Annotated in this window: 11 protein-coding genes; 3 read left to right on the top strand and 8 right to left on the bottom strand. The window is 60.8% G+C overall.

The window, feature by feature from the left end:
• The first annotated feature begins 38 nt into the window (after window positions 1-38).
• Entirely contained in the window at window positions 39-1,394 is a 1,356-nt protein-coding gene (gene uxaC / locus FD715_RS15470) for a glucuronate isomerase (protein WP_147111667.1), read from the top strand.
• Window positions 1,395-1,397: 3 nt separating this feature from the next.
• Window positions 1,398-2,585 (top strand): mannitol dehydrogenase family protein, encoded by a 1,188-nt coding sequence (locus FD715_RS15475; RefSeq protein WP_147111670.1) that lies wholly within the window; start codon window positions 1,398-1,400, stop codon window positions 2,583-2,585.
• Here the strand turns inward: FD715_RS15475 and FD715_RS15480 are convergent.
• From FD715_RS15480 to FD715_RS15515, 8 genes are all read right to left on the bottom strand, one after another.
• On the bottom strand, window positions 2,582-3,460 hold the full coding sequence (locus FD715_RS15480; RefSeq protein WP_147111673.1) for a sugar kinase: 879 nt from the start codon (window positions 3,458-3,460) through the stop codon (window positions 2,582-2,584). The two genes, FD715_RS15475 and FD715_RS15480, sit on opposite strands and share 4 nt — an antisense overlap.
• On the bottom strand, window positions 3,457-4,350 hold the full coding sequence (locus FD715_RS15485; protein ID WP_223274913.1) for a DMT family transporter: 894 nt from the start codon (window positions 4,348-4,350) through the stop codon (window positions 3,457-3,459). The genes FD715_RS15480 and FD715_RS15485 overlap by 4 nt, the downstream gene beginning before the upstream one ends.
• A 3-nt stretch (window positions 4,351-4,353) precedes the next feature.
• Window positions 4,354-5,241, bottom strand: a complete 888-nt coding sequence (locus FD715_RS15490; protein WP_147111676.1) for an NAD(P)-dependent oxidoreductase — start codon at window positions 5,239-5,241, stop codon at window positions 4,354-4,356.
• Window position 5,242: 1 nt separating this feature from the next.
• Window positions 5,243-6,139, bottom strand: coding sequence for a phytanoyl-CoA dioxygenase family protein (locus FD715_RS15495; RefSeq protein ID WP_147111679.1), 897 nt, complete (start codon window positions 6,137-6,139; stop codon window positions 5,243-5,245).
• Window positions 6,139-7,638, bottom strand: a complete 1,500-nt coding sequence (locus FD715_RS15500) for a UxaA family hydrolase (RefSeq protein WP_147111681.1) — start codon at window positions 7,636-7,638, stop codon at window positions 6,139-6,141. The genes FD715_RS15495 and FD715_RS15500 overlap by 1 nt, the downstream gene beginning before the upstream one ends.
• A gap of 9 nt (window positions 7,639-7,647) precedes the next feature.
• The gene (locus FD715_RS15505) at window positions 7,648-9,270 is read right to left on the bottom strand and encodes a TRAP transporter large permease subunit (protein ID WP_147111684.1); all 1,623 of its coding nucleotides are present in this window, start codon (window positions 9,268-9,270) and stop codon (window positions 7,648-7,650) included.
• Between the two features lie 4 nt (window positions 9,271-9,274).
• Window positions 9,275-10,165 (bottom strand): TRAP transporter small permease subunit, encoded by an 891-nt coding sequence (locus tag FD715_RS15510; protein ID WP_147111686.1) that lies wholly within the window; start codon window positions 10,163-10,165, stop codon window positions 9,275-9,277.
• 101 nt (window positions 10,166-10,266) lie between these two features.
• Window positions 10,267-11,292, bottom strand: a complete 1,026-nt coding sequence (locus tag FD715_RS15515; RefSeq protein ID WP_147111688.1) for a TRAP transporter substrate-binding protein — start codon at window positions 11,290-11,292, stop codon at window positions 10,267-10,269.
• A gap of 199 nt (window positions 11,293-11,491) precedes the next feature.
• Between FD715_RS15515 and FD715_RS15520 the strand changes: the two genes are divergently transcribed.
• The gene (locus tag FD715_RS15520) at window positions 11,492-12,148 is read left to right on the top strand and encodes a GntR family transcriptional regulator (RefSeq protein ID WP_147111691.1); all 657 of its coding nucleotides are present in this window, start codon (window positions 11,492-11,494) and stop codon (window positions 12,146-12,148) included.

The following is a 12,148-nucleotide window of genomic DNA, read 5'->3' on the forward strand; positions in this document are numbered from 1 at the left end:
ATTCGTGCTAGGGTCTGGAAAAAGGGAAAGGGGCAGCCATGTCTTTGAAACTGAGCGGGAAAGCGGCACAGATCTATGACGGGATCAAAGGTGCCCCGATCGTGTCGCCGCACGGTCATTGCGACCCGGCTTGGTTTGCGACCAATGCCGCGTTCTCTGATCCGGCAGAGCTGCTGGTGATCCCGGATCACTACGTCTTTCGGATGCTCTATTCACAAGGGGTACCGCTTGATCAGCTAGGCGTCGGCGTCCCGGCCGAAGACCGCGACCCACGGGCGATCTTCCGTCTATTTGCCGCGCACTGGCATCTGTTTCTCGGCACGCCCAGCCAGCTCTGGATCGAATACGAGTTGCGCGAAACACTCGGGTGCAACATGGCCTTGGGATCGGATACAGCGGACGCCATCTATGATCATATTGCAACATGGCTGGCGGATGTTGAGAACCGCCCGCGCGCCTTGTTCGACCGGATGGGGATCGAGGTGTTGGCAACCACTGATGCGGCACTCGACCCCCTCACACATCATAGCATGATCCGCGACAACGGCTGGACCGGCACGGTCATCCCGACCTTTCGTCCCGATGCGCTGCTGAACCCGCGCACCCTAGGGTGGGCAAGCGAGGTTGCAGCACTTGGCGCAATGACGGGGGATGACACCGAGACATATGACGGGTTCCTCGCCGCCCTGCGTGCACGGCGCGCTGCATTCAAGGCGCTGGGGGCCACGGCTACAGACCACGCTATCGAGCAGCCGCAAACAATCTGGCTCGACCGGCCCGCCGACAGTTTTGCAGCGCTACTGTCTGGAAACATGGCGGACGCCGATGCGTTTCACGGACACATGCTGATCGAAATGGCGCAGATGTCACTCGACGACGGTCTCGTCATGCAGCTGCACGCGGGCAGCCGACGCAACACCAACCATGCGCTATTTGACCGCTTTGGCGCAGACAAAGGAGCGGACATTCCCATTGCTGTAGATTGGGTGCGCGGGCTCGAACCTCTGCTCAACCGGGTCGGAAACGACCCGCGCCTGACGCTGATCCTGTTCACATTGGATGAAACAACGTACACGCGTGAGTTGGCGCCCATGGCGGGGCACTGGCCTTGCCTCCGCATCGGGCCGCCGTGGTGGTTCCACGACAGTGCCGCTGGCATCGCGCGCTATCTCGATCAAGTGGTCGAGACAGCGGGCTATCACAATCTGGCCGGGTTCAACGACGACACACGCGCCTTTCTGTCGATCCCGGCACGGCATGATCTCTGGCGCCGCGCCGTCGCGCAACACCTCGCCACCCAAATCGACAGCGGCTACTTTTCCATCGAAACGGCGGGCCAGATCGCTCAACTTCTGGCCACAGATCTGGCCCGCAAGACATACCGGTTGGAGTAACCGATGCCGCATATTCTGCACCTTGGGGTCGGCAACTTTTTCCGCGCCCACGCCGCCGCCTACACCCAGGACGCATCCGGGTGGGACATCACCGGCGTCAGCTTCCGCTCACCTGCCATACGCAATGGTCTGGCTGCCCAAGACTTTACATATTCCCTCCTGATCAAGGACGCGAAGGGTACTGAGGTCAAACCGATCACCTGCCTGACAAACATGATCGTGGCACCGGAAGACCCGGATGCCGTAGTCGCAAGCATCGCCTCCGACAGGTTCGACCTGATCACCCTTACAGTCACGGAAAAGGCGTACCACCTCGACGGAGCGGGCAAGCTGGACCTGACCGCAGCCGAGGTACAGGCAGACCTCGCTGGAGGGGATCAAACGGTGGTGGGCGCCTTGGCGCGCGGGTTGGCGCGTCGCGACGCGCCAGTGACGGTTCTGAGCTGCGACAACCTGCCGGAAAACGGCCAGAAACTCGAACAGGCTGTCCGCAGCTTTGCGGATGAGGCCAGACTGTCACTCAACGCCAGTGTGACCTTCCCCTCCTGCATGGTGGACCGCATCACACCAGCGACCACTGATGCCATCCGGCAAGAGGCAGGCGACCCTATGGCAGTCCCGACCGAGACATTCACAGAATGGGTGATCGAAGACAGGTTTGCCGCGCGTCGCCCTGACTGGCCCGGCGTGCAATGGGTGGATGACGTCGCCCAGCATGAGATGCGCAAGCTGCGGATGCTGAACGGCGCGCATTCCTACCTGGCCTATGCGGGCACTTTGCGCGGCCACACCTATGTTCACGATGCCATCGCTGACCCGGAGTTGCGGGCCGGGACGGTCGCGCTGATGCAGGAGGCGGCCAAGACGCTTCCCGACGGCGTTCAGGAGCAGACGAAGGCGTATCGAAAGGCGCTGATCCAGCGTTTTGAAAACCCGAACCTGCATCACAGGCTCAGGCAGATCGCCATGGATGGCAGCCAGAAACTGCCGATCCGCATTCTGTCCACACTCAAGGATCGTGGCAGCGATCCCAGCCCGGCCCTGTCAGCAGCATCAGACGCATGGGTGGCATTTGTCCGGGCCGAAGTCGCGGGAGGGCGCACCCTAGACGACCCGAATGCCAAGCAACTGATTGCTGCCTGCAGCTCCGCCCACCCGGACCGCGCACTGCGGGACTTGATCGGTGCCTAGCGCGGCAGGATCGCGCCGCGGTGGCCAATCACCTCGCTGGCCAACGCATGGCCTGCACGCAGCGCTTGATCCTGCGGCGCGCCCATCAACAAGGCCCCTAGATATGCACCATTAAAGCTGTCACCTGCAGCAGTCGTGTCGACAACTTTCTGCGCTGGCTTGTAGACATCGGTGGTGCCGGTCTCCAGGCACAACGGCCCTTGTGCTCCGCGCTTCAGTGCTCCGGTGCGATGCAACGCCACAAAGCGTGCGGCGACTGCTTGCGCGCTTTCGCCTGTCAGCTCCATTTCGTCATCAATGGACGGCAATGCAATGTCGGATAAAACCCACATGGCTTGTATCGCTGCGCGGGCGGCTTCCGGATCACCCCACAGGCGCGGCCGATAATTGCTGTCAAAGGCAACGCGGCCGCCCGATTGCCGAAACAGCCGAAGCCACCGGATCAGCGCGGTGCGGGTCGAGGCAGGCAAAATCGCCAACGTGATGGCGGAGGTGTAGATCACGTCGTAGCTTTCAAGCACTGAAAAGTCGGGCCCGGACTGCGTCGCAAACACCATCCGCGCCGCCGACGCGTCCCGCCAATATGCAAAGCTGCGCTCGCCCGCCACATCGGTCGAAATGGCATAGAGGCCCGGCGTCCTTGTCGGATCCCGTTCAATGGCCTGCGTGCCAATGTCTTCGGCCTCAATCGCGGCGACAATCCGGTCGGAAAAAGTGTCTGTTCCAACTCGGGTGACGTAGTCCACCTGCAGCGTCGGCGCGGTGCGTTTCAGGTAGATCGCCGTGTTCAGCGTATCGCCAGCGACCCGCACATCGGCGCTGTCACCGCGCATCGAAAGCTCGATCATCGCCTCGCCGATAGCCGCAATCTTCATACCGTGTCCTTTCGTGCCGTGCGCCGCCAGATGATCAGGCCAGAAACGACGATGATGGCTGCACCCAACAGCGTCCAACCATCTGGCACATCGCCGAAAACCAGATAACTGGCAAGCGCCAGATACAGAAGAAAACTGTATGTATAGGGCATCAACGTGTTGGCTGGCGCAAAAGCGTGCGCACGCGAGAAAATCTCGTGCCCTGCCCACCCCCAGATGCCTAGACCGATCATCAGCGCCCACTGCCACGCGGTCTCGGGCGCGGTCCAAACCCACCACGCCAGCGGCGCCAGCGTGACAGCCCCAAAGGCCCCCATCCAGAACTGCATCGTTTCTGCCGCGACCACGCCAGAAATCTTGCGCGTGATGATCGAGTAAAGGGCCAGCGAGAATGCATTGTAGACGTTCAGGATCGCAATCGCATGAAAGCTCGCATCGAAGGGCCGGATCACGACCAGCACACCCGTGAACCCCAACACAATCGCAAACCAGCGCCACGGCCCCACCCGCTCTCCCAGCAGCGGCCAGCTCAGGAAGCAAACGATGATTGGGGCCGAAAACATGATCGACCCCACCACCGTCAGCGGCAGGTAGTTCAGGGTGATGAAGTTGAACAGCGTGGCCGACGCCAGCAGAAACCCCCGGAGCAGCACCAGCCCCATATGCGCGGACTGAAAGTTCGACCACCGCACGCCCTTGCGCAGCAACAGCGCAGTCGAGATCAGAAAGTGCGGAAAATACCGCATGAACGCCAGTTGAAAAGCGGGCAACCCCGCTAACAACAACCACTTCACCGACGTATCAATGAGGGTAAAGAACGCATAAGCCCCCAGCGTCATCACGATGCCGAGGGCTGCGCGATCCTCCGTCGGATGGGCGGCAATCGCCACCTGCTACCCCTTGAAACGGTCGGCGAAGAAATCGACTTGCAGGGGCACCATCTCTTCCCCGCGGCCCGCATCAATGGACCCGCGCAAGCTGTCGAGCGTGCTGCCCGACATCATCGACTGCACGCCCGCATCGGCACACATCTGCGCGTAATACCCTACGTCCTTGGCCGCGTTCTTGATGGAAAAGGCAAGCTGCTGATCGTCGCCCTGAAGAGCATAGGCCGTGACAAAATCCATCATCCCCGACTTCAGCGGCCCAGCCGACATCACGTCATACAGGCCCTGCCGATCCACGCCCATCACATCCGCGATGGCATAGCTCTCCGCCATCGCATTTGCACAGGCCTGCGCATAGAAATTGTTGATCAGCTTGATCGTGTGCCCCGTACCCAGCGCCCCGAGGTGAAAGACATTCTCGCCCAGATCATCCAGCACCGGCTTCACCTTGTCGAAAGCAGCCTTGTCCCCCGACCCCATCAGGTTCAGCAACCCATCCTTGGCGTGCATCGGCGTCCGCCCGATCGGACAATCCAGCATCGTGCCGCCTGCGACCTCAACCTCTGCCCCGAGCGCCTTGGTCGATGCAGGCAGCGACGTGCCAAAATCAATAACCACAGCGCCCGGTTTCAGTCCGGCAATCACACCGTCATCACCCCGCATCCGCGCCTCGACATTGTCGGACGTGTCCATGCACAGCATCACGATGTCCGACGCTTCGGCCACGGCCTTGGCGGTCGTCACCTCTGTTGCGCCACGCTCCACCGCACGATCCACATAGGTCCGCGTCCGGTTCGCGATGACAACAAGATCATAACCCTGATCCTGCAGCCGCCCCACCATGGCCCCGCCCATCAGGCCCAGGCCGATAAATCCAATCGTCGGTTTGCTCATATCATGTCTCCTTGGCCGGAATTGTTTGAAAGGCGCGCGTTTTCAGCCCCTTCTGAATTTCATAGATGGAAATCGGCACATCCGGTTGCGGCTGCGGAATGCGGATCGGGATATCCTTCAGGCGCGGCGTCAGTGTCGGCTCCCCGCACAGCATGCGGGTGTCATAGTCCTCGATCCCGCCCCATTTTGTCATGCTGCCCATGATCGGGAATGCATCCGCCGCCATCATCTCGTAAAACAGAATGCGCCGCGCCCGGTCGCTCGTGTTCAGGGCCGAGCCATGCACGATCCGCCCATGGTGAATGCTGATCGACCCGGCCGGACCGGTCAGCGGCACAGCATCCGCCATATCCAGCCCATTCGCCTCCGGCAGCATCGCTCCGGCAAAGACACCATCGACATGGTGATCATAAACCGGCCCCTTGTGAGAGCCGGGAAACACCTTCAACGGTCCGTTCTCCTCGGCCATGTCGTCGATGCAAATGCCGATGGCCAGAATGTCGTCATTGGTGTGAGGGTAAAACGCATAGTCCTGATGCCACTCCACCGCCGCGCCATAGCCCGCCGACTTCATGTTCAGCTTGGTCGTGTGCAGGCGCAGGTTCGGCCCAACCAGATCACGGGCCGGGGCCAAGACATGATCCGAATACATCAGTTCGCGAAAAACATCCGATATCGTATGAGGCAGTTTGATCCGGCGCAGTCGCGGCTCTTCGGGTGTGTGACTGTCCTCCAGATCCAGCCGGTCATTGCTCTCGGTCATGCCCGCTGCTTCATCCTCGAAGCGCGCAATCTCATCCCGGATCTTCGTCAGCCACGCATCTGGTATCCGCTTTTCAACCAGCAGATAACCGTGCTCCTCGTAATGCGCCTTCTGCTCAGCCGTCAGACATTCCATCACATCACCGCCCCGATCTGCCAGGGCACGAACTCATAGTCGCCCAGCCCCTGCGCCTCGGATTTCGACATCTCGCCGGAGGCGACACGCAGGAACAACTCGTAGATCTCCCGCCCCTTTTCCTCCAACGACACACCATCGCTCAGCATCGCACCGGCGTTCACGTCCATATCCTCGATCATCCGACCATACATTTCCGTATTGGTCGCAATCTTGATCGTCGTGCTGGGCTTGGAGCCAAAGGCAGAGCCCCGCCCGGTCGTGAAGCATACCAGATTGCAGCCCCCCGCAATCTGCCCGGTCACGCTCGCTGGATCATAACCCGGCGAATCCATGAAGGTGAAACCACGCGCCCGCACCTGCTCGGCATACTTGTAAACGCCTGCCAAAGGCGTCGTCCCACCCTTCGCCGCAGCGCCCAGCGACTTTTCCAGAATGGTGGTCAGCCCACCGGCCTTGTTGCCGGGGCTCGGGTTGTTGTCCATCGACCCCTTGTTACGGGCGGTATAATCCTCCCACCAGCGGATCAGATCAAGCAGCCGCTCGCCGGTGGCCTGATCAACCGCGCGGGCCGTCAGCAAATGCTCTGCCCCATAAATCTCGGGTGTCTCGGCCAGCACACCCGTGCCACCCTGCGCGACCAGCAAATCCGTGGCGTAGCCCAAAGCCGGGTTCGCCGTGATGCCAGACCACGCATCCGACCCGCCACATTGCAGGGCCACCTTCAACTCCGATGCCGGGCAAGGCGCGCGCTTGGCCTGATTGGCCAGCGGCAGCATGGCGGCAACCTTCTCGATCCCTTTCTCAACCGTCCGACGCAGCCCCGCCACGGACTGAATATTCATCGTCTGAAACAGCGGCCCCTGCTTCAGCCCATAGGCCTCAAGCAGCCAGTCAATCTGGTTCATCTCGCAGCCCAAACCGACCATAAGCACACCGGCGTGATTTGGATGGCGGGCATAACCCCACATCACCCGCTGCAACGCCTCGAACCCGTCGCCATCGCCAGCCATGCCGCAGCCGGTTCCATGGACAAAGGCGACAACCCCATCGACATTGGGATAGTCCGCCAGCATCTCAGGTGTGAAATGCGCCGCAATCATCCGCGCCGCCGTGGCCGAACAGTTCACCGAGGTCACGATGGCAATGTAGTTCCGCGTCCCCACCTGCCCGTTCTCGCGCCGATAGCCCATGAAGGTATCGCCGCTCGCCGGTTCCACAGGCCGCAGGTTCGTCGCAAACTCATAGGCCACGTCGGTCCCACGAAACTCTACGTTGTGGGTGTGCACATGATCACCCGCGGCAATGTCCCCTGCTGCATAGCCGATCACCTGCGCATACTTTCGAATGGGCTCTCCCTTCGCCATATCCCGCACCGCGATCTTGTGCCCCGACGGGATCAGCGCGCGGGTCCGCACGCCCTCCACCTCGGCCCCGACCTCAAGCGATCGGGTTGCCGTAACGACGCTGTCGGACGGATCAAGGCGAATGGCATCCATGACGTTCTCCTACAGCAGGATCGACACGATAGGCGGCCACATCAGCAGCACCGACAGGGCAATCAGCTGGATCCCGATAAAGGGGAGGAACCCCTTGAAGATGTCGGTCAGCTGGATGTGCGGCGGCGCCACGGATTTCAGGTAGAAGGCGGCTGGACCAAAGGGTGGCGACAGGAAGCTCACCTGCATGTTCATACAGAACACCACCCCAAACCAGATCGCCACGTGACGCGGGTTCAGCTCACCAAAGAGGCCGATCTCCTCGATGGGCAGGCGCAGCACGATAGGCAGGAATACCGGGATGATCAGCAGCACGATGCCCACCCAGTCCATGAACGCCCCCATGAACAGCAGGATCAGCATCATGAACAAGATCACCGCCATGGTCGGCAGCTCCGAGCCAACGATGAAGTCGGCCACGTAAGTTGGCCCACCCGCGATGGTGTAGGCCCCGGCCAAGGCAGTCGCCCCGATGGTCACCCAGATAATGGTGCCTGTCGACTTCAGCGTCCGCATCAGCGATTCCCACACCAGGTCAAACGACGCCTCCCCCCGGAACAGCGCGATGATGAACACAGCGAGCGCGCCCATTCCAGCAGCCTCGGTGATGCCGGTAATGCCGCCATAGATAGACCCCATGACAACCCCGATCACCACGATGGGCGGCACCAGTCCCTTGCCCATCGACCAGCCCAGCGCCGTGCGCGCACGGCCGAAGACGCCAAAGATCAGGCCCAGCGCCACGGCGAGGGTCACACCGAAATAGGTGATGAAGGGTGCGGTGCCGAAACGCGCCTGCTCTCCCGTCGCAGCGGCGTTCGACCCCGAGAACTCAAAGAACATCGCCCGCAGCATCAGTGCCGCAGCAAAGCCGGCAACAACCACGGTCAGGAACGCCAGAAACAGCATGCCCTTCTCACTGCCCGCCGGCTCGTTCTCATCCGGCTCAGGCAGGGGCGCGTCTTCGGGGCGCAACTGCGTGCGGATGATGATATAGATGATGATGAACGTCGCGAGCATGAAGCCAGGGATAAAGGACGCGGTAAACAGTGCCTTGATCGAGGTCTCGGTGATCAGGCCATAGATGATCAGCACGATCGACGGCGGGATCATCGTGCCAAGCGAACCCGACGCACAAATCACACCGATGGCGAGGTTCTGGTTGTACCCCAACCGCAACATCTGTGGCAGCGCGATCAGGCCCAGCAGCACGACCTCGCCACCGATGATGCCCGACATCGCGGCCATGATGACCGCCATGATCGACGTCACGATGGCGATGCCCCCGCGCGTGCGGTTCAGCCAGACATTCAGGCTCGAATACATCTCCTTGGCGATACCAGACCGCTCCAGCAGCGCCGCCATGAAGATGAAGAGCGGAATGGATATGAGCACGTAGTCCGTTAAGAGCCCGTATATTCGTTGCGCTAATATGTTTAACGGCCCCGAACCCGGTCTGCCGGTCAAAACACCGTCGCCAAAGGTCCAGGGCGCCAGCAGCAATTCCGGCTCAAACCGCATGACCAGCACCGCCACGGCCAAGATGGCCGAGGCCAGTCCAAGCGGCATCCCGATGGCGAGAAGCAACAGCAGCCCCAGCATCAGGACCAGTGAAATCGTTCCGATGTCCATCCGCTTAGTCCTTCGCCTTCACGTGTCGCCCGGTCACGTCAAGGTCACCGACGCCTTCATTGCCCACCTGCGCCTTGATGCGCTCGATCTCTTCCTCGTCCAAGTCCTCGCCGCCGTAATGCACCTCTTCCTTGTTCCAGTCGGAAATCAGGTTGATCACGGCCTGCACGGCCACCAGACCGATGATGACCAGAATGGTCGGCTTGATCGTGGCAGGCAGCGGCGGGTCAAAGGCGGTGCCAAAGGTCTCCCACCGATAGAACTTGTCAAACGCCTCGCCATAGCCGCCGTAGATCAGGAAGAAGGCAAAGGCGACGATCAGCACGGTCGAAATGGTGTCAAACACACGCTGCAACCAGCGGGGCACCACGTCGTAAAGCAAAACGATCCGAATGTGGCTGCGTTGCTGCATGGCATAAAGGCCCGCGCACAGGAACACGAAGCCCGCCAGCCAAAGGCTTGTCTCGTTCGCCCACAGCGTCGGGCGCTCAAAGATGTAGCGCAGCACAACCTCATAGAGCATCACAAGGGTCAAAAGCAGGACCAGCATCATGGTCACGCGCCCGATGAAAACGGCGACGCGGTCAATGGCGCGCCAGCTTTCAAACTCCATCCCGGCGCGCTGCACGGTGCGCACGCCGATGACACCAAAAACAGCCATGCCCACGACGGCAAGCCAATCAATGATGTCGGCAAAGCCGCCAAACAGGCCACCCATCTCGGGGCTGACGTCATTGCGCTGCAACTGCGCGGCCAGCCGGTTGAACTGCGATTCCGTATCGGGCGGCACAAAGTCCAGCAGGAAGGCGGGCATGTGCCAGACCACCCAACCGGCGCAGAAGATAAAGGCCAAAGGCACAAGCCATTCGATCGGAGTGCCGGAGCGCACCTGCATCGTTAGTCCCCCTGATAACTTGAAAAAGCCGGACCAGTCCCACAAACCGGCTGTCGCGGGGCCAGAGCCGACGGGGGCTCTGGCCGATCTTTTGGGTCAGATTACTTGGACACGAGGCCCAGTTGACCCAGGTAGTTCAGGTGGCTCGCCACCAGCGCTTCGGCTTCGGGCGTGTCTGCAAAATCACCCCATGCGGCTTGCGCAGCATTGCGGAACTCCTGCAGGTCCTCGCGCGTCCACTGGTGCAGTTCGATGCCTTGCTCGCGCAGTTGGGCGGCCGCTTCGGCGTTCTTCTTCTCGAACGTCAGGGCGGTGCGCAGCGCCAGCGCTTCCATCGCAACCTTCATGATCTTCTGGTGGTGCGCAGGCATCGCGTCAAACACGGCCTTGTTGCACGCCAGGTGATCCGACGGCATCGAATGGAAGCCGGGGAAGTTCGCGTGACCCACGATGTCATACAGACCCAGACCCACGTTGTTGGCCAGACCCGAGGCATCGGCCCCGTCGATGATGCCGGTTTCAAGCGCGGTAAAGATCTCGGTAAAGTCCATCACGATGGGCGAGGCGCCCAGGCTTTCAAAGATCTTGGTCTGCATGCCGGGGGGCGAACGGAATTTCCAGTCCTTGAAGTCCGCAACCGACTTGATCGGCTTGGACGACGCGAACGACTCCTGACCGTAGACCCACCAGCCAATCAGCTCCATGCCATACTTGTTGTACAGCGGCGCCGCGGCTTCCTTGCCGCCACCGAAATAAAGCCAGCTCAGCTGCTGATAGGGGGTGTCGTAGCCGCCCATGATGTCGCCCACGAACTGGAACGCGCTGTTCTTGCCGGTCTGGTAGCCACCGCCGGTCATGTCGCAGTCCAGGATGCCCGTGGCTGCGGCGTCAAACGTCTCCACCGATTTCACGACGGAGGACGAGTAGAACATCTCGACCTCGATCTCGCCGTTCGACATGTCCATGATGTCTTGCATGTACTGGCCAGCCAATTGGCCCGATACGGTCTCAGGCGCGTAGTGCGTCTGGATCCGCAGCTTTGTGGTTTCCGCCGATGCGGTCATCGCCGTCGAGGCTGCAACGGCAGCGACAGCAGCGACCGAAGCCGCCTTCTTCAGAAATGTCATTTCATCCTCCCTGACATCTATATGTGCGCACGTGGCAGGTTCGTTCGCCTGCCTTGGTGTGTCGTAGGGGAAGGCTAAGCGCAGTTACCCCTGCCCGACAACAGGAAAAATGAAATTAGGGCGATTTTTGAGATTTTGATGGAATTTCGAGATTTCGTGATTTATGGCTAGAGCCCTGCAAGACCTCTTGAGGCAGCCAATGCCCTATGACACCGACATCTTCGAAACCCTACGCTACCGTCTGATGACCAACGGGTTTGCACACGGCCAAAAGGTGCGCGCCGAGCATCTGCGCCAGGAATTCGGCTGCTCGGCCAGCACGATTCGCGAAGTGCTGTTCCGACTGTCGACACTGGGGCTGGTCGAGTTCCAAGAACAGCGCGGCTTTCGCGTGCCGCAAAAGTCGCGCGAGGTGATCCACGAACTCACCCACCTCCGCGTCCTGCTCGAAGCTGAAGGCACGGTGATGTCCATCCGCCGCGGCGGCGTCGCGTGGGAGGCACGACTCACAGCCGCCCACCACCAGCTCAGCCATCTGGAGATGCGGCTGAACACAGCGACTGACCGCTCCCCCTTTGTCGACCTGTGGTTCGGGGCCGAGGCGCAGTTTCACGAGACACTCATTTCCGCCTGTGGCTCACAAACCCTGATCGACACACACCACCGCGTCTATTGCCGCTTCCGCCAGCAGCTGATGCTCGAAGATCGCGATTTCGACTTTATTTCCAACAACATCATGCACCATCAACAGATCCTCGACGCCGCCATGGCCGGGGATGAGGAGCTGACTCGGCAAAAGATCCATGATCATTTGGCGCGGCATTTGATGACAGATGAGACAGTGGAGCCGGCTTGA

Origin of the sequence: Tateyamaria sp. syn59, from assembly GCF_007995245.1 — a bacterium.
Classification (GTDB): domain Bacteria; phylum Pseudomonadota; class Alphaproteobacteria; order Rhodobacterales; family Rhodobacteraceae; genus Tateyamaria.

Bases quoted from the DNA above. Each gene is read 5' to 3' on its own strand.
- uxaC (WP_147111667.1), top strand. From the start codon at position 39: ATGTCTTTGAAACTGAGCGGGAAAGCGGCACAGATCTATGACGGGATC.
- FD715_RS15475 (WP_147111670.1), top strand. From the start codon at position 1,398: ATGCCGCATATTCTGCACCTTGGGGTCGGCAACTTTTTCCGCGCCCAC.
- FD715_RS15480 (WP_147111673.1), bottom strand. From the start codon at position 3,460: ATGAAGATTGCGGCTATCGGCGAGGCGATGATCGAGCTTTCGATGCGC.
- FD715_RS15490 (WP_147111676.1), bottom strand. From the start codon at position 5,241: ATGAGCAAACCGACGATTGGATTTATCGGCCTGGGCCTGATGGGCGGG.
- FD715_RS15495 (WP_147111679.1), bottom strand. From the start codon at position 6,139: ATGGAATGTCTGACGGCTGAGCAGAAGGCGCATTACGAGGAGCACGGT.
- FD715_RS15500 (WP_147111681.1), bottom strand. From the start codon at position 7,638: ATGGATGCCATTCGCCTTGATCCGTCCGACAGCGTCGTTACGGCAACC.
- FD715_RS15505 (WP_147111684.1), bottom strand. From the start codon at position 9,270: ATGGACATCGGAACGATTTCACTGGTCCTGATGCTGGGGCTGCTGTTG.
- FD715_RS15510 (WP_147111686.1), bottom strand. From the start codon at position 10,165: ATGCAGGTGCGCTCCGGCACTCCGATCGAATGGCTTGTGCCTTTGGCC.
- FD715_RS15515 (WP_147111688.1), bottom strand. From the start codon at position 11,292: ATGACATTTCTGAAGAAGGCGGCTTCGGTCGCTGCTGTCGCTGCCGTT.
- FD715_RS15520 (WP_147111691.1), top strand. From the start codon at position 11,492: ATGCCCTATGACACCGACATCTTCGAAACCCTACGCTACCGTCTGATG.